Genomic DNA, 17,933 nt, shown 5'->3' with positions numbered 1-17,933 from the left:
GATATTGGATATCCTCGGCTTTATAACATATAGCCTCTGTAATATAGAAGAGGTCTATACAAGTAAGCGAATATGGAATTTTACGTCATGATGATTTTCGATCGTGGTACTCGTACTATTTTGAGTAAAAAGCATCTTACTAACCCAGTAACCGGAGGGCAGAAGATAGCGTCTAAATTATGGTTTTTACCATTAGCCAGTTTTTTATTGTCTTTAAGCTTTAATGCAAAATCAGAAGAGTTCGCTCAACTCATTCAAATGATTGCTAATCATCCGGCAGTATTGGCGTCAGAGTCATCTAGTGGTGCAGCAATGGCTGATATTGATAGGGCTGAGGCTGGAAACTCGCTAAAGGTAAGTACCGGTATAAGTGCCGTAGGATATTCGGGGCAACCTGGCGCGGTAGACACGCCTTTCTCACCTAATATTCGTGTCAGTAAGCTGCTGTACGATCATGGCCGAACCGATCTCAGCGTCGCTGGAACAACAGCAATTTATCATGCCCAACAGGCTCAGACTAAAGTGACGAGAGAAGGGCTTAATAAACAATTATTATCTCTTTACTCAGCGGCATTGAGCGATCGTTTGGTTGGGCTGGTATTGGATGAACAGATTGAGGCGCTTAAAAATTTGCGCCAACGGATTCAAGCGATAGCCGGTATCGATCCCGGACGAGCATCAGAAGTAAATCAGATAGATTCTCGTTTGCAATCAGCAATAGCAAGCCGTGGAGCGCGGGAGACTTCTGAACAGCAAACATGGCGGCAGGTGACTGAGCTATTACAACAGGATGTTACTTTAACCCAAGAATTACCCGATCTACGAAAAAACTTTGTGTTACCAAATGATTTGTCAGCGATGAAAATAATGCTGGAGAATAATCCGTCCCTGGTTGCGGCCCGATTTAAACGGGAGGAAGCTGAGGCGGCTATGCGGCTTGCTTCCAAATGGAATCGCCCTAACTGGACCGTTGAAGTAAATGTTAGCAGCCCAAAAAACAGGGATAGTGGCAACATAGAGTTTTTTCGAACGGCCATGGTGCAATTAAGTACCGATATGAATTTGTTTGATGGTGGTTCAGGCAGCGCGACTTCCCGTAGTGCTCAATTGCGTTTGGAAGCGGCGGAATCAGACGTCGACTCCACAGAGCGTAGTTTAAGGCAAGAGCTAGAGCGCCTGTGGGTTTCATTACCGCTACGTGAACAACAGCTAAATACTATCGCCAATCAGGTTCAGGTAACCGATCAAATGTGGAAATCGGGCGAAACGCAATTTTTTGCCGGACGTCGTTCTCTGACTGACCTGATCTCTTTCTCAAGTGACTATTACTCTAGTTTAGCCAGCTACGAAGAACAGCGCGTGCAGTATTTGGCTACTCAATGGCAAATCATTGCTGCGTTAGGTGATTTGAGCTCTGTAGTAAAAAAGCATCCGAAGCTAGTGGGTAAATCTATAAGAAAGGCGGATTCTAAGGATGTAAAACAGGGCAATGTGAATATTTCTACTAACCAGCAGGTAAGCCCTGAGGTTGTTGATTGGATAGCGGACAATACGCCAGATTCCAATAATGTAACGGTTGATGATTCAAAATCCAAAACTCTTAATCATTTAGTAACACCTACTCACATCAAAGAAGCGCCTACTGAAATTAAAGAGGGCGATAGCAAGCACGAGCAGCTACTTAGCGGATTAAGAACTTGGCCATAGTAGTAACCAACGTAATTAGAATGGGTCTGATACCCGAGAAAATATAAGAAATATGATATGAAAAAGGCAGATAGTACGTTGGATGTTGACTCTATATTAGAAACAGAGCAGCAAACAAGCTCAGTTAAGTCTGACAATGTATTAGTTGAAGCTTTGCAGAGCGGTTTACGTGAGTTTGGCGTTCGTTTAACCCGTTATGAAATATTGGACGGTATGCCTCCTGTTCCTGAAATTTTTGGTGGGGAAGATGCTCAGGAAAGCCAACGCGAATGGGCAGTGATGGCATTACAGCGAAGAGGAATGTTAGCCGTATGGCAAAGCGTTCCACTAACCGCATTAAAGCCCGCACTATTACCGGTGATATTACGTCTCAAAGATAGTTTTGTTGTGCTGTGTAGCTACACGGATCAACAGTGTCAGGTAATTATGCCTGAACTAGGGGCGAAGCCGGTACATCTCGATACGAAGGTTTTATTGAGCGAGTACGACGGTGAGGCTTTACTGTTTAGACCAGAAGCTAAGCTCGATCGCCGTTCTGAAGATTTAATTAAAGTTAAAGGCCGCCATTGGTTCTGGCATACGGTTTGGCATTTTAAACGTTACATTGTTGAAGCGGTGGCCCTGTCGGCAATAATTAACGTATTAGCTCTGGCTATGTCTATTTTTACGATGACTGTTTATAACCGGGTATTACCAAATCAAACCTATGTTACTTTGTGGACATTGTCTCTCGGTGTTGGATTAGCTTTGCTATTTGAGCTTGGTGCTCGGGTTGCGCGCGCTTGGGTACTAGATCGCGCGGGTAAAAAGATCGATCTATTATTGGGTGCTCGTATTTTCCGGCACGTCCTGTCTAGCCGAATGGAAAACCGTGCGCAATCAAGTGGTGCATTCAGTAATGTGATGCAAAGCTTTGAAACTGTCCGTGATTTAGTGACTTCTGCTGCTTTAACTGCGGTTGCCGATCTGCCTTTTGTATTCCTTTTTCTTGCCGTGATTTATATGGTTGCAGGACCGCTAGTTTGGTGCGTTATAGCTATATTGCTTACGATTGTAATAGTCGCTTTGCTAATGCAGATTCCGCTTAAGCATCATTCGGAAGAATCAATGAAAATTGGTAGTAATCGGCAAGGGCTAGTAATCGAAAGTCTGGATAATCTAGAAACGATAAAAGCGCTGCGTGCCGAACGGCGGATTGCTACTAAACATGATGTAGCTAGCGTACAGCTTTCCGCTATCTCAATGAAATCACGGTTTTTATCTACGACAGGTTCCACACTGATTCAGTCTATACAGCAAATGGGAACGGTCGTTATTTTACTGTGGGGTGCTTATTTGGTTGGCGATGGGACGATTTCGATGGGGGGAATCATCGCGACCATGACGCTAATGGGACGTGCAATTGCCCCTATAGGTACGCTCTCAGCTTTAGCATTGCGTTTCCAACAGGCGAGAACTTCACTCACCATTCTAAATCGTGTGATGGGTGCCCCGGTAGAACGCGATGCAGAAAAAGTCTATGTCCAATTGCCGCAGAGCAGCATGGAAGGCATAAGCTGTCGTGGCGTTGGCTTTTGCTATAAACAAGATTTACCTCCGGTGATTAATGGGTTTGATCTATCTCTAAAGCCAGGGGAGCGAATTGCAATTTTAGGAAAGATGGGTAGCGGAAAATCGACGCTGTTACGCTTGTTGGTAGGATTGTATCAACCAAATGCGGGTGAGATTTCTATTGATGGTGTTGATCTACGACAGGTCGATCCTTCAGAACTACGTTCGCGAGTTTCATTGGTGACCCAAGAGACGCGCCTGATGTTTGGCACGTTGCGCGACAATCTGTTAATGGGCGCTCCGCACGCAAGCGATGAAGAAATGCTGAAAGTAGCAATGATGACGGGAGTAGATACTATCGCATCCCGTCACCCTATGGGGTATGGGATGCCTGTAGGTGAACGAGGTGATACGTTATCTGGTGGACAAAAGCAGGTGATAGCTTTAGCTCGTGCTCTGTTGATTCATCCAGAAGTTCTCTTGTTAGATGAACCGACTTCCGGCATGGATATGTCCTCTGAACGTACTGTGTTACAGGCATTAGCTCCCGCAATGGAAAGTCGTACCGTAGTGATCGTAACGCACAGACCGGCCTTATTACAGTTTGTCGATCGCGTTATTGTGATGGATGAAGGAATCAAAGTAGCAGATGGCCCTAAAGATGAAGTCATTCAGATGCTTAACGATGGCAAAGTTCCTTCGGGAGCATCGCTGCGTTCGGCACTTCAAGCACATGTTACTAGTCCTCATCAGTAGTTATTAAGGTAGCGGTATGACATCTAATAGTAATAAACCGGAAACTGGCCAAAAGGTATCAAATTCAAAGCTTCAGAAGTCTAAAAATGAGCAAGCCGATACCAGAGTAGTAAATGAAATTATGCAAGCGGCTAGCCACGATCGCTGGGAAGGATGGATGATCTTGACGTGGGGTAGCCTAACATTATTGATTTTGCTCATTGTTTGGGCGGCTAATTTTGATATAGAAGAAGTGACCTCCGGACCAGCCAGAGTAATACCGAGTTCTCGTGAACAAGTATTGCAAAGTCTTGAAGGCGGTATATTGAAAGACATGTTAGTACAAGAGGGTGACACGGTAGAAAAAGGTCAGATACTTGTGCGTATAGATCCGGCTCGTGCTGAAGCGGCTTATCTGGAAAGTGCGCATAGAATGTTGGCTTTGCGCGCTCAAGCCGCAAGGCTAAGAGCTGAATCGTTGGGAACGGAAATTCTATTTCCTGAAGATGTCTTGAAAAACTCAGAATTAACAACGCGGGAATTAGAAAGCTATCGTTCAAGAAAGCAGGCTCTGGAAGAGTCTATTGAGAACTTTGTGGCTTCCAAAAAATTGATTAATCAGGAGTTAGATATAGCCAAACGATTAGCGGCTCAGGAGCTGCTATCTGATACTGAAGTATTGAAACTTCGGCGGCAAGCTAATGACGCCGAGTTGCAAATTACTGAGCGTCGCAATCGCTATCATTCAGAAGCTAGTGCAGAGTTAACTAAGGTAGAGGCTGAGCTGTCCAGCTTGGGAGAAACCGCCGCTGGTCGCCACGATACATTGGTACGTACCGAGTTGCGCTCACCCGTTTACGGGATCATTAATAATATCCGTATAAATACTATTGGTGGGGTTATACAGCCAGGGGCAGAAATAATGGAAGTGACCCCTCTGGGAGATACGTTATTGGTTGAGACCAAAATTAAGCCAGCCGATGTAGCCTTTCTGATACCCGGACAGGAAGCCATGGTAAAACTCTCTGCCTATGATTACTCCTTATATGGAGGATTGAAAGGAAACGTTGTATTTATTAGCCCAGGCGCTCTAAAAGATGAAGAAGCGAGAGGAAAGCCAGGCGTAGACCCTACATATTATCGCGTCATCGTTCGAACAGAAGGGAATACGCTGACTAAAGCAGGAAGTCAAAAATTAAAGGTGCTTCCGGGGATGACCGCAACGGTGGATATTCGAACCGGGCAGAAGAGTTTTCTTTCTTATTTATTACGGCCTTTATTGCGAGTTCAGGAAGCCTTCCGAGAGAAGTAATTTGTTGGGTCCGGATTCTATTGATTTGTTGTTAATTAACTATCTTTTCTATAAGTGAAATTTTCGGGTGAAAAATATTTTACCCGCGGTTTTCCCATTAAAGAAGTCGGCTGTCAATGGGTAATAACGGACGGTGGCAAACAAATATATTGAAAAGAGGGTAATGGCAGCATTCTGTGCGTGAAGCGCGTCCGCATACGGGCATCGTCACGTTGTTCTGGCGAGAGTCACGGTGGGATAAGCGCCAAAGGCGAGTTTGTTCTCTTTGCCGCCAACGCGATATTTGAAGTACCAGAGTTTTGACGCGTTAGGCTTAATGAGCGGGTATAAACCTAGGGTGTCGCTGAGTATATATGGCTTGCCGAGAGTCTTTGCATCACGAATGGCGGTATCGGTAAGGGACATTGAGCGTTCCACAGTTTATTAAAGGGAATTATATACTTTATTCCCTTTGTAATCGTGGCTCTGGGTTAAGGCACCCGCGCGCGGGTAGATATTGCCCCCGCTTTCGGAAATGCCGGGCAGCGCAGCACCGAGTAGCGTGACATCTTGCCACGGATTCTGCCCAGTATTGGCGTAGCTGGAAACCACCAGATCGGGAATATTGTGTTTTACCTTCACTGAGGTTCGCACTGTGTATCCGAAAGGCGTGCAGAATAGCCAGTAACACAGGCCAACGATCCAAAACGCAGCCTCGGCTAGGCTCCCACCGACCAAACGCGCCAGTGCGTGTGATTGGAGCGAACAACCATACCGTTGTGTATGAGCCGATCAAAGATACGCTGAATGGAGGTGACGTAGTGTTGCTGTGAAACGGGTATCGCTCCACCCAGTACGGCATAGGCGTCCTGCAGGACGATGCACTGGATTTTTGGCTCCTCACGGGGGGGCTTGTCTGGAATCATAAATGCGTACACCGTATTTACTGCCTGTTTACCTTCCTTAGCTATGCTTTTCGCTGCCATTATCATCATTTTTTATACCAACATCAAAAAACACAAATATTCATTATTAGAAATTCTCTTCATATTTAATATCACTTACCGACGACAATCCTGGAAGATTAAAAATGAAGGCTAAAATAATTACAATTAAGGACGAAACACCGATTTTAACTGGATTAAAAAAACTATGTCAGAGACATGTGTATTCATTCCACGCCCTGCCTGTTTCCAGCCATGGCAAGAGTGATATTGTTGACGACATTCCTGATCTATTTAATACCTGCATGGAAAATTCAGCAACTGGAGAGATGTTTGATAATTTCTTTTTCCCTAAAGGGATTATTTCCGAATCACAGAAATTAACCTCAAAACTTTATAACTCAGATTCATCCTTTTATATTACCGGTGGGACCAGCGTTGCCAACCAGATAGCCATCACTGCACTCTATAAAAAAGGCGACTGCATACTCATTGACAAGAATTGCCATCAGTCAGTCCACTTTCATTCCCAGTCCATCGGTGCGCAGGTAGAATATCTTTGTCCGGATCTTCAGAATGAAGATGGACAGATTAGTGCCTGGTCATTTAATCATCTGAAGAACAAAATGTTAGCCAAGCAAGAGGATGGGAAAGGATACGATATTCTTATCCTGACAGCCCAGTCCTATGAAGGACTGATTTATGATATTCCAGAAATTTTAACTCGCCTTCTGGCTGCTGGTGTGGCTACACGAAAAATTTTTATTGATGAGGCATGGGGCAGTCTGAATTACTTCAGCAATGATACTCGTCCTTTTACGGCAATGAACATCGAAAATCTTTTATGCAATTATCCTGATCTGGAAGTGATATGTACACATTCTGCACATAAGTCTCTTTTCTGTCTGCGTCAGGCATCACTAATTCATTGCCGCGGGAAGGATGAGTTGCCTAAGAAAATAGAGACGGCGAAATACCGGATACATACCACATCACCAAATTACCCCATACTTGCGTCCCTAGATATATCACAGGCGCAGATGACCCGACACGGAAATGAGCTGGCATCCTATTCCAGACAATTGGTAAATGAATTTATCGAGAGAATTTCGCAAAACCCATGGCTGGGTAAGGAATCAGTAATACAAGATATTTCCAGTGAACACTGGCATATACATTCAGACCCGACAAAGATCATGATAAATGTTTCAAAATTAGGGAGCGCTCTTGATATAAATAATCAGCTTATACAAAAGAGAATTTATATTAAAAGAGTCATAAATAATAATCTGCTTCTTAATTTTCACATAGGAATAAATAGAGAGGCCGTAAATTCACTGATTTCGGCACTGGAACAACTCTGTGAGACTGCAACAACTACTGATATTTCCGAACAAATAACATCGGATAAATTTATAATTCCGTATCCTCCAGGGGTACCTATTGTATTTCCTGGCGAGATTATTAGTTATGAAATACAGAAAAAAATTGATGAACTCAAACGAAGTGGTTTGCTAATCATTGCAGCTTAGAACATATACATATTAATAAATGGAAATAAAATGATCACACTTGATAAATTAAGGTCTATAGCCCTAACTCGTCTCCATGAAACTTGTATCGTATATAAAAATGAAAGTTATTCTTGGGATGAAATTATTCGCCGTACAGAGTCACGAATTATCTTCCTCCGCCGTATATATAACGATGATCAACTACGTTCAGTCAGTTATTTATCAAAGAATAATGTAGACCTTATTTGTTGGTTGGCTGCATTCTCAACGCTGGGCATTCCCACTAACGGTCTGGATTATTCATTGTCAGTGGAAACACTGACTACACTGATATCCCGCATTAACCCAGGTATTTTGCTAGTTTCATTTGATCTCTATAAAGCTGACGAACTAAATCGACTGAATGTTTCGGGCGCGACCATGCTGGCTATTGATGCTCCTACTGATCCGATCATTGGAAGCATCGGAGAACTGCACCACACACGGTTAGCTACATTAATAACGTACCACCAACCAGTGCCTTTCAGGTCAGTCTCACTGACATCAGGAACCAGTTCTGTGCCAAAAATAGCATTACGTTATCGCTCTTTTGATGCACGCCGTTTTACCTGGTTTAGTGAACGATACAATTTTAGCCAAGATGATGGCTTTATGCTTATCCTGCCACTCTATCATGCTGCCGGAAATGGCTGGGCACGTATGTTCATGGGGCTAGGAGCCCCCCTTTATCTTGTTGACCAAGAGGATGACCAGATGATGATGCAGACGTTGTCTAGCAGTAAGGTTAAAGCAACTGTAATGACACCAAATCTGGTTTCACGACTAACAACTTTCGCCGAACAGAACAGGATAAATCATCACCTTCGCTGGGTTCTTGTTGGCGGTAGTTATTTCCCAGTAAAGAATAAGCGAGCAGCTATTTCCTCTCTGGGAGCAATTATCTATGAGTACTATGGCTGTACGGAGTCTGGCGTAAATGTATTATCAGAGCCTGCGGATATGTTGGCTTGTCCTGAAAGTGTTGGAAAAGCCTTTGAAGGTAATATCGTAAAAATCCTGAATGAAAAAAATGAATTGGTAAGCATCGGTGAAAAAGGAAGAGTGGCCATATCAAGTTACATGCTGATGGATGAATACGGTGATGGCAGGAAACCTTTTATAATTATAGATGGTAACCGGTATTTTCTCATGGCTGACTATGGTTATTTAGACAACCAGAATAGACTGTTTCTGATAAATCGTGATGGTGAAACGCATAACCGGAATGCTATATATCATATAGAAGAAAATATTAGAAAAATGCCCTGTATCAAAGATGTCGCTTTAATTTCAGTACTAGAAAATGGTGTGCATAATATTAAATGCGTTTTCAGCATGAGACAAAAAGATAAAGAAAAACAGAAAATTCTCATAGAGAGGATAAAAGAAAAAATCATCCCGGAAAATATTATTAATTTTACTGCCTGTGCTGTTGATGTTGTCCCATACAGTCCGAGTGGGAAAGTACGTTTTAGTGAGATTATAAGGATTTTGGATGCAGCTTAAAAACTTCAGCAGTTATCAATAAAAGTGATAACTGAATATAAAAATACGAATATCATCCAAAGGCATTTTATAGAAAAATAGTGATGTCTTGTACAAATTACAACATCGAGATTAACAGGTAATATTATGAATAATTCATACTCTAAAGGTTTAGTTTGCTGTCTTTTCGCTACAGTTTCTTGGGGAGTAATGTTCCCAGTAATGACAGATGCTCTTACGCATCTCGATCCGTTTAATTTTACAACTTTTCGGTACGGGATTGCAGGTATTGCATTCGCTCTCCTCCTGATATTTCGTGAGGGGAGCGGTGCTTTTAATCTAAAAGGTGAGCGTTGGGGACTAGCTTGGTTATTTGGTACGCTGGGATTTGCTGGTTTTGGTTTCCTCGTTTTCCTCGGTCAGCACCTTGCAGGTCCCGGAGGAGCTTTGACCGCATCGATCATGATGGCGACCATGCCAATGCTGGGCTTAATGACCATCTGGGCATTAAAAAAAGTTCGCCCAAGTACCAGTACTTTTGGCTTTATTTTGTTGTCATTTACCGGAGTTATTCTAGTGATCACAAACGGTAATGTTTCAGCGGTACTTAATTCCCCTGCCAGCCTTACTGCGAATTTGTTACTCATTGCCGGCGCACTGTGCTGGGTGCTATACACCATTGGTGGTAGTTATTTCCCTTCATGGAGTCCTGTTCGCTACACGACCATGACCACGTTACTGGGTATGATAAGTGTCGCAACAACTGATGTGGTTCTGATGGGAACCGGTACAATTGCTATTCCGCAACTCACTTCGATCATTGTGGTAGTTCCCCATCTGATGTACATGGCTTTAATTGCCGGCTTGATGGCTGTGTTGTGCTGGAATGTGGGCAACAAAATCATCACACCAACTAATGGCGTATTGTTTATGGATGTGGTTCCGGTCACAGCGTTCATCGTCTCAGCTCTTAATGGTGTAGTGCCAACACATATTCAAATTACCGGTGCCGTAATCACTGCAACAGCTCTTGTACTGAATAACCTGAACCAGCGTAAACAGTTACAAGTCAAAACAACCCCAGTAAGAATGAATAACGCAGTCCGCTAGAATTAACTTAGTTGATGACGCTCCAGAGTTCCCTCACTGTATCGATCAACGCAGATATGACCGGTGAGGGTTCTTTATTAGTACCCCATAGAAAACAAAGCTGGCTTACGGTCTTTTCACCAGGCCAGATATAAAGCTCCTGATTATCCTGCGCAAGCAAGGCAATATCCTCCCTCATCAATGTCAGCCCCATCCCCATGGACACCATTTCCTTCAGCGTTTTTTCTTGGTCTGCCACCATTACTGTTTTCATAGTGACGTTATGTCGCCCAAAAAAATCTTGTGTAATGCTATTAAAAGAACATTTTTTCGGTGTCGCTATCCATGGAAAATCCTGAATTGCCTGCCATTCTGCATTCTCCAACTGAGCTTTCCAGGACCATGGACCGACAATACAAAGAGAAATGGAAGAGATAGAAAGGACACCTAAACGCGGATCATTTATCTCTCCGATGACAAATCCTGCATCGAGTTCATCATTTAGAATCCCATCAATAATATGTCCTGAAATATTCTGTCGTATGGTCAGATTCACATTCTGATGACGTAGGCGAAGTTGCGAAAGAATAGCTGGTAAATTAAGAATAATAGGCATGGAAATAGTGCCAAGTACACAAGTGCCAGTATCATTAAGAGTATGGGCTTTTTTTACGAAATTATTAGCGGCCTTAAGAGCTAGTAGAGCTTCATCACGCATAATCAAGCCAGACGAAGTGAGCTCCATTCCCCGCGGAGTGCGCTTGAAAAGTTTAACGTTATATTCATTTTCGAGAGATTTAATATGAGCACTAACAGCGGGTTGACTAAGAAACAGAAGATTGGCGGCTTTAGTGAGACTCGCATGTTCAGCCACTGTAACAAACGACTTCAGTTGATTAAGATCCATATGTAAACACTCTCTCATCCACATGTACGAACACAGGTTATATATTTCCAACTAAAGTGTATTAGTCTCGATCTAATCTGACACAGCACCTTGGAAAGGTGAGAGTTACCGGTTTTGATATGGGTGTCGAATCCTTATTCAAAACACAAAAGGTAACTCTCATGTTGCATACTAACAATCCCATCATTAAACACAAAGCCGGTTTATTAAATTTGGCTGAAGAACTTAAGAATGTTTCCCGAGCCTGTAAAATTATGGGCGTTTCACGAGATACGTTTTATCGGTATCAAGAACTCGTTGAAGATGGTGGTATTGATTCGCTTGTCAATCAAAGTAAACGTGTTCCCAATCTAAAAAATAGAACTGACGAAGCTACAGAGCTTGCTGTTACGGAGTATGTCGTTAAGTTTCCCGCTCATGGCCAACACAGAACCAGCAATGAGCTTCGTAAAAAAGGCGTCTTTATTTCCGGCAGTGGCGTTCGTTCCGTTTGGCTCAGACATAATTTAGAGAACTTCAGTAAGCGTCTAAAAGCGCTTGAAAAACGGGTCGCCAGAGATGGGATCATTCTTAATGATGCGTAAATCGTTGCACTGGAAAAGAAAAAGAGGCCTGTGGCGAAATAGAAACCGCTCATCCTGGTTATTTAGGGTCTCAAGACACGTTTTATGTGGGTAATCTAAAAGGTGTCGGTCGAATTTACCAACAAACGTTTATTGATACTTACTCTAAAGCCGCTCACTGCAAGCTGTATACCAGTAAAACGCCGATCACCGCAGCTGATATCCTCAATGACCGCGTCTTACCCTTTTATGAAGCTCATGGTTTACCGATGCTGAGGATATTAACGGATCGAGGAACGGAGTACTGCGGGAAGGTTGAGCAACACGATTATCAGCTTTATTTGGCGATAAATAATATCGACCATACTAAAACAAAAGCCATGTCACCACAGACAAATGGTATCTGTGAACGGTTCCATAAAACAATCTTACAGGAGTTCTACCAAGTCACATTCCGTAAGAAGTTATACGGAGATCTTGAGTGACACACCCGGAAAAATCAGATCTAGATCGCCAGACGAAGTGTGTACTTGTTTCAGTATGAAGATCGCTTGCGTTGACAGTGGTACCAGATGAGGTGTTTTCATTTTCGTGCCACGGGTGGAGAATTGGACCCCTTTTATGGGTTTGCGTGAGACAGGAATTGTCCACAGCCCTATATTCGTAAAACGCTGTTGCAGGCGCATAGCCACTTCTAAATGACCTTTACTTGATGTGTTTCTCCCGCTGTTTTTTCAGGTCAGGATCTACCCTTCGCTGAGTTCAGTACGGGCATCGTCACGTTGTCTACGTGCGCTGGCGAGAGTCACGGGGATAAACGCCAAAACCTATAGATACAAAAAAGCCACACCGTACTTTTCAGTATGGTGTGGCTTTTCAATTTTCTGATTTTTGCTGTCTCACAGACCTGTATAGGCGTCTATGGACTAAATTTTGGTGCCCGGACTCGGAATCGAACCAAGGACACGGGGATTTTCAATCCCCTGCTCTACCGACTGAGCTATCCGGGCAACGGTGCGTAATTAAACCGGATTACGTCTGGAAGGTCAAATACTTTAACAGCAAGGGGGTAAAAACTTGGCTTAATTGCTCTCTTTTCAATCAATTCAGATAGAAATTAGCGTTAACTCGGTAGCGCGGGTAAGGGGAAGTCGACGGCTCCTGTTGCTAATACTTATTTCACAGAGTTATCTATACTGCGCTACCATAAGAACGAGTTACTCAGCAGATAATCGTGTGTATTACCGATTGTTCTGCGGGAATATCGCCGTACATTTGCGTACTGGCGACTTTTATTTCGGGGCGTTAGCGTTTTTATCTCAATGGCGGAAGTGTGAATTATGGCGACAATACTGGAAATCGGTAATCTGATCTTTTTGGGGCTGGTGTTACTGATACCGTTAACTAATCCGTTAACCTCTGTGGCGCTTTTTCTTAGCCTGAGCGGCGACATGAGCGAAGAGGAGCGTCATCATCAGGCGAAGATGGCCTCTTTCTATGTGTTCCTGATTTTAGTGCTGTCGTTTGTTGGCGGCGAAGTGGTGATGAGCACCTTTGGTATTTCAATTCCGGGGCTGCGTATTGCCGGTGGTTTGATCGTTGCCTACATCGGTTTCAGAATGCTATTTCCGGCGCCGATTGCTCCTGCGGCCGAACGTGATAGCGCGGATGAACGGCCAAAGGTTGTTAAGCCTTCAACGCGTAATATTGCTTTTGTACCTTTGGCTATGCCAAGCACCGCAGGGCCGGGCACTATTGCGATGGTGATTTCTGCGGCATCCAGCTGGCACCAGAGCGGTACTCCCGGCCCGTGGGTGATTTACACGGTGCTTATTTTAACCAGTTTGATTGTGTCTCTAATTTTGTGGATCAGCTTAAGAAGCTCCGACGTTATTATGAAGGCGGTCGGAAAACACGGTATTGAGGCAATTTCGAGAGTGATGGGCTTTTTACTGGTGTGTATGGGGGTGCAGTTTGTGATTAACGGCGTGCTGGAAATTATCCGTACCTATCCGACTCTGTTGCCTCACTGATGAGTGAGTTGTCTGATTAGTGTCTTTTTGTTGTTTAGCATTATTACTGGTTATCCGTCGGGCCTGCATGGTTTGCTTATCCTTGCTGATAAGCAAGGGGACATGTACGTATTGAAAGGCCTTGGGATGAAAGATACTATAAGGTTCTAGCAACGCCGCGATGGATTAGCGGAGTATAAAGCTCAATATTTAAATAGAAATGGGATAATACGATGGAGCAGTGTTCAAAGTGTGGAAATATATCGGTTAATGAGCAGGGTGATTGCGTTGTGTGTGATGAAAATGCATCCATCAATCCTTATGCGGTTTCCGACGCAGTGTCTAATACTGAGTCTCCGGTATTATCAGCAGAAAGTAGTCATGACGATTATGTGAAAGCCTTTGTTGGTCCGAAATATTACTCCTTCTTCCCCCATGGGGCCGGGATCCCGAAAAAGTGGAACTGGGCCGCATTTTTTCTCGGCGTGTTCTGGTTTATTTATCGCAAAATGTATCTGTATGCTGCGATATATTTAGGGGCTGGTCTTGCACTGACCGCTGTTCAGGGTTTGCTAGGCCTACCTGAAGGTTTTACCAACGCAGTGAGCTTGGCGTTAGGCGTGGCTGCGGCCATGCTGGCGAACGGTTTGTACAAAACGCACATTGATAAGAATATTGCCGAAACCCTCTCGATGGTGAAAGGTAGCGAAACGATACCGGTGCTGAAGGCCAAGGGTGGTACTAACCTAATCGGAGCCTTAGTTTGTGGCGTATTGTTAGTTATTGTTGTGGTGCTGTCGGCATCAGTAGCTACTGGCATGTGATAGGCCGGGTTAACCCGACGTTTTGAATAGAGGAAGCCTGATGATATCAGGCTTTTTTATGGGCTTTAGACGAGAATTTAGCGGTATTTGTTAATGATTAAAGGGCCAACGTTGGCCCTTTAATCAATCAGGCTGAGCTCTCAGAACAAAAAGAAAATAACCGTCAGGATCATAAACAGAGGAATAAGAATTCCGAATGACCACTTCATATAGCCAAAGAAGCTCGGCATAGCGATGCCGCTTTGGCTGGCAATGCTTTTCACCATAAAGTTTGGTGCGTTACCGATGTAGGTCAGAGCGCCCATAAATACGGAACCCATAGATATTGCCAGCAGGGTTTGCTGTAGCGGCCCCATCAGCGTGGCTGCATCGCCGGCGGCCAAATTGAAGAACACCAGATACGTTGGAGCATTATCAAGGAAACCCGACAGTGTACCGGAGAGCCAGAAATACATGGCATTGATCGGCTCGCCCTGAGTATCCGATACCAGCGAGACCAAACCGGCAAGGTGCCCGGCCTGACCGGCGCGAAGAATTGCCAGTACCGGTGCGATCGTAATAAAGATACCGGCAAACAGTTTGCCAACTTCTAAAATTGGCTCCCAGTTGAACTGATTGACTGACCGAACCTGCTTAGCGGTGAACATCATCGAAAGGGCGGTAATGACTAATAGCAGTATGTCCCGGGCCATATCTTGTAGGGTTACCGTCACGCCCAGTAGGTTAACGTTGATACCTGACTTCCAAAAGCCCGACAGCAATACGCTGCAAATGATACCGAGCAGTAGTACAAAGTTGAACTTACCGTACAGACGCAGCTTTGAGTCCGGCGTTGGGTCGAACTCTTCTATTTCATCTTCACGCTTGTAGTAATAGCTATCGATGAAATAGAACATGGTCAGCAGCACGGCGGCACAGATAAATACCGGCAACAGCATATGTTGTGCAGTCCAGAAGAAATCGACCCCTTTTAAGAAACCAATAAACAGCGGTGGGTCGCCTAACGGAGTCAGCCCGCCGCCAATGTTGGCAACTAAGAAAATAAAGAAGACGACAACATGCACCCGGTGTTTACGGTTATCGTTTGCTCTGATGAGCGGGCGAATCAGTAACATAGCCGCGCCGGTCGTTCCCATCAGCGAAGCCAGTATGGTACCGATAGCCAGCAGGGCGGTATTTAGCTTAGGCGAACCGTGCAGGTTCCCTTTGACCAGAATGCCACCGGAAACGGTAAACAGCGATAGCAGCAGGATAATAAAAGGTAAATACTCTGCCAGCATAGCGTGGGTAATCACGCTGATGCTGGTGCCCATCCCGAAGCTGACGGTAAACGGAATAAGAAATAGAACCGACCATAGGGCCGTGATTTTGCCGAAATGGTGATGCCAGATAGTCGGAATAAGCAACGGGCACAGTGCAATCGAAAGCAGGATGCCAACAAACGGAATACCCCAGGCTAAATTCAGGCTGCTACCGTCAATATCCGCGGCGAAGCTGAGGGTTGGCGTAAACAGGCCGAGCGACAAGAATAGTAGTTTTAGTAATAATAACTGACGGAACATCGGGTGTTACTCCGGCTACGGACGCACTTGGTTTTTAAATCGGTGCGGTATTTGAGCAAAGATTGAGTCTCTCTGTCAAAGAAACGATAGAATTTGACCGTAATTGATGGCAATAACGCAATAGAAACATGGAATTGTTCCCGTTTCAGGCCTGTGGCGGTAAAGATATAGTGCGTGTCGGTACGCTGAAAGTGAAATTTATGATGCAGAACCGCAGGGGGGGGCAGGTGAATGTGTTCTAAAATGGGCCGCCGGACAAGAGCCATATTCCGGCGGTTTTGGTGCGGGTGAAGCTTACGCGAGACCCGGGCTAATCATTCGCTTATCAAGCTCAAACTAGCCCAGCTTACCGCATTTATTACGCCAATGACTTCTGATTGCGATACGAGCCATCTTCCAACATCATCAGCATTAGATCCGCTTGCTTACTGTGCTCCAGAACGCGCAACACGTTCGGGCCGTCTGATTTTTCAAAGAAACTCTCGGCCTCTTTCTGGCTCTTTCCGCCTTTCATTTTCCGGCTGACCAAGCGCTGTTTCAGGTCACTGACGTCACCTGCGACAAAAATGCTGTAGTCACAGTACTTAATCAGATCCTGCCAGCCAGCTTCCTGCAACAGCAACCAGTTACCTTCAATAACAACAATCGGAGCCGTGACTTTAATCGCGTCCTGTACCGGATCGTGTAAATTCCGGTCATAGGCAGGCCAGGTTGCCTGTGCGTTTTGCAGCTTTGCCAAATACTGATTCAGTAAGTCGAGATTATAGGTATCGGGAGCACCTTTACGACTGCGCAGATGATGCTCATCCAAATAGCTGTTGTAGTGGTGGAAGCCGTCCATCGGCAAACCCTGTAGATCCTGTAGTTCGGTGTCTTGTTTCGATAATATTTGCCAGAACTCGGTCAGCGTAGATTTACCAATGCCGGGAGGGGCGGCTAAAAAAACCACTAAACGCTGCTGATGCTGGCGCTGCTTTTGTTTCAGTAACTGGGTTAGCTGATGCAGCAGGGGAAGATGAATATTGTTGATATCCCTATCGGGAAATGAGGCGATATAGCTGAAGCCGTTAACATTTAATTCCACATTCATCGACAAGTTCCTTCAAGATTGTGGTCACTGAAAGTATTAGCGCTGTTTTCACCAGATTGCTGTAGCGTTCTTTACTGTAAACCGTAAAGTCAGAAAATTTCATCTTAGTGATAGCATCAATAAGCTGGGTATTTCCGGTTGCTGCATTGAGGTTATTCAGCAAGGTATAAACAATATCATGGCTAAAATCGGGAACGTTAGCTTCATTGGCCAGATAATCATTAAACTGCGTCAGGCTAAAAATATCCGCATACAGCTCTTTTCGCACTTTTCCCAGCGCATAAACTAAACGCAGGGAAATATGGATATCGTCCAGCGGACCGGCCTTGGCTAATAACGGTTTAACGGCGTATTCCTGAATATCCGGATCGTCATTAATAAATATATAAGGTAGGAAGTTTTTGAGCCCGATGAAGAGAAAGTCATTCGCTTTCTGGATAAACGCTTGCAGGTCGGTTATCTGCTCAAGCTGTTCAATGATTTCATCTTCGGTGAGTGCTACCATCCTTATCTATCAAACCTTATTCATTGTTGATATTAACTGTTGAATAGCCGAATTATATTACAGTTCCTCAAGTCCGGGTAATCAAAAGTGCTGAACCAGAGGCTATCGCCACCGG

13 protein-coding genes, 1 tRNA gene and 4 pseudogenes are annotated in these 17,933 nt (G+C 44.4%); 9 read left to right on the top strand and 9 right to left on the bottom strand.

Annotated features, from left to right (window positions below; all coding sequences use genetic code 11):
- Window positions 1-87 precede the first annotated feature (87 nt).
- The 3 genes from GVI43_RS06060 to GVI43_RS06050 are packed head-to-tail and all read left to right on the top strand — an operon-like array spanning window position 88 to window position 5,305.
- Window positions 88-1,707, top strand: coding sequence for a TolC family protein (locus GVI43_RS06060; RefSeq protein WP_159565964.1), 1,620 nt, complete (start codon window positions 88-90; stop codon window positions 1,705-1,707).
- 57 nt (window positions 1,708-1,764) lie between these two features.
- Window positions 1,765-4,014, top strand: coding sequence for a type I secretion system permease/ATPase (locus tag GVI43_RS06055; RefSeq protein WP_159565963.1), 2,250 nt, complete (start codon window positions 1,765-1,767; stop codon window positions 4,012-4,014).
- Between the two features lie 16 nt (window positions 4,015-4,030).
- Window positions 4,031-5,305, top strand: coding sequence for an HlyD family type I secretion periplasmic adaptor subunit (locus GVI43_RS06050; protein WP_159565962.1), 1,275 nt, complete (start codon window positions 4,031-4,033; stop codon window positions 5,303-5,305).
- Window positions 5,306-5,524: 219 nt separating this feature from the next.
- On the opposite strand, the pseudogene GVI43_RS06045 reads toward GVI43_RS06050, so the two are convergent.
- The 3 genes and pseudogenes from GVI43_RS06045 to GVI43_RS15985 form a co-directional block, all read right to left on the bottom strand.
- Window positions 5,525-5,710: pseudogene (locus GVI43_RS06045) on the bottom strand (Arm DNA-binding domain-containing protein); the annotation flags it as partial.
- A gap of 75 nt (window positions 5,711-5,785) precedes the next feature.
- Window positions 5,786-5,989 (bottom strand): annotated as a pseudogene (locus GVI43_RS06040) (TraU family protein); the annotation flags it as partial.
- 14 nt (window positions 5,990-6,003) lie between these two features.
- Complete coding sequence (locus GVI43_RS15985) at window positions 6,004-6,210, bottom strand: hypothetical protein (protein ID WP_343032122.1); 207 nt, start codon at window positions 6,208-6,210, stop codon at window positions 6,004-6,006.
- Between the two features lie 164 nt (window positions 6,211-6,374).
- Here GVI43_RS15985 and GVI43_RS06035 point away from each other — a divergent pair, with 164 nt between their 5' ends.
- The 3 genes from GVI43_RS06035 to GVI43_RS06025 all read left to right on the top strand — a co-directional run bounded on the left by GVI43_RS06035 (window position 6,375) and on the right by GVI43_RS06025 (window position 10,376).
- Window positions 6,375-7,760 (top strand): Orn/Lys/Arg family decarboxylase, encoded by a 1,386-nt coding sequence (locus tag GVI43_RS06035; RefSeq protein ID WP_159565960.1) that lies wholly within the window; start codon window positions 6,375-6,377, stop codon window positions 7,758-7,760.
- Between the two features lie 30 nt (window positions 7,761-7,790).
- Window positions 7,791-9,287, top strand: a complete 1,497-nt coding sequence (locus tag GVI43_RS06030; protein WP_159565959.1) for an AMP-binding protein — start codon at window positions 7,791-7,793, stop codon at window positions 9,285-9,287.
- Between the two features lie 126 nt (window positions 9,288-9,413).
- Window positions 9,414-10,376 carry a DMT family transporter gene (locus GVI43_RS06025; protein WP_159565958.1) on the top strand — a complete coding sequence of 321 codons (963 nt, stop codon included), beginning with the start codon at window positions 9,414-9,416 and terminating at the stop codon, window positions 10,374-10,376.
- 7 nt (window positions 10,377-10,383) lie between these two features.
- Here GVI43_RS06025 and GVI43_RS06020 read toward each other — a convergent pair whose 3' ends face one another.
- On the bottom strand, window positions 10,384-11,262 hold the full coding sequence (locus tag GVI43_RS06020) for a LysR family transcriptional regulator (protein WP_159565957.1): 879 nt from the start codon (window positions 11,260-11,262) through the stop codon (window positions 10,384-10,386).
- A 161-nt stretch (window positions 11,263-11,423) separates the two neighbouring features.
- Here GVI43_RS06020 and GVI43_RS06015 point away from each other — a divergent pair.
- Window positions 11,424-12,307 (top strand): annotated as a pseudogene (locus tag GVI43_RS06015) (IS481 family transposase); the annotation flags it as partial.
- A 6-nt stretch (window positions 12,308-12,313) separates the two neighbouring features.
- Here the strand turns inward: GVI43_RS06015 and GVI43_RS15865 are convergent.
- Both GVI43_RS15865 and GVI43_RS06010 read right to left on the bottom strand, forming a co-directional pair.
- A pseudogene (locus GVI43_RS15865) lies at window positions 12,314-12,478 on the bottom strand (tyrosine-type recombinase/integrase); the annotation flags it as partial.
- Window positions 12,479-12,759: 281 nt separating this feature from the next.
- A tRNA-Phe gene (locus tag GVI43_RS06010) sits at window positions 12,760-12,835 on the bottom strand.
- A gap of 330 nt (window positions 12,836-13,165) precedes the next feature.
- Between GVI43_RS06010 and GVI43_RS06005 the strand changes: the two genes are divergently transcribed.
- Together GVI43_RS06005 and GVI43_RS06000 are read left to right on the top strand one after the other, a co-directional pair.
- On the top strand, window positions 13,166-13,858 hold the full coding sequence (locus GVI43_RS06005) for a MarC family NAAT transporter (RefSeq protein ID WP_170324312.1): 693 nt from the start codon (window positions 13,166-13,168) through the stop codon (window positions 13,856-13,858).
- Between the two features lie 212 nt (window positions 13,859-14,070).
- Entirely contained in the window at window positions 14,071-14,661 is a 591-nt protein-coding gene (locus GVI43_RS06000) for a DUF2628 domain-containing protein (protein WP_159565956.1), read from the top strand.
- Window positions 14,662-14,801: 140 nt separating this feature from the next.
- Here the strand turns inward: GVI43_RS06000 and GVI43_RS05995 are convergent, their stop codons facing one another.
- The 3 genes from GVI43_RS05995 to GVI43_RS05985 all read right to left on the bottom strand — a co-directional run bounded on the left by GVI43_RS05995 (window position 14,802) and on the right by GVI43_RS05985 (window position 17,818).
- The gene (locus tag GVI43_RS05995; RefSeq protein ID WP_159565955.1) at window positions 14,802-16,223 is read right to left on the bottom strand and encodes a sodium:proton antiporter; all 1,422 of its coding nucleotides are present in this window, start codon (window positions 16,221-16,223) and stop codon (window positions 14,802-14,804) included.
- Window positions 16,224-16,581: 358 nt separating this feature from the next.
- Window positions 16,582-17,313 carry a nucleoside/nucleotide kinase family protein gene (locus GVI43_RS05990; protein WP_159565954.1) on the bottom strand — a complete coding sequence of 244 codons (732 nt, stop codon included), beginning with the start codon at window positions 17,311-17,313 and terminating at the stop codon, window positions 16,582-16,584.
- Window positions 17,291-17,818, bottom strand: coding sequence for an MltR family transcriptional regulator (locus GVI43_RS05985; RefSeq protein ID WP_159565953.1), 528 nt, complete (start codon window positions 17,816-17,818; stop codon window positions 17,291-17,293). Before GVI43_RS05985 ends, GVI43_RS05990 begins: the two co-directional genes overlap by 23 nt.
- Window positions 17,819-17,933: the final 115 nt, after the last annotated feature.

Origin of the sequence: Budvicia diplopodorum (genome assembly GCF_009800925.1) — a bacterium.
Taxonomy (GTDB): Bacteria; Pseudomonadota; Gammaproteobacteria; order Enterobacterales; family Enterobacteriaceae; genus Budvicia; species Budvicia diplopodorum.
This window is presented reverse-complemented; position numbering and strand designations above follow the sequence as displayed.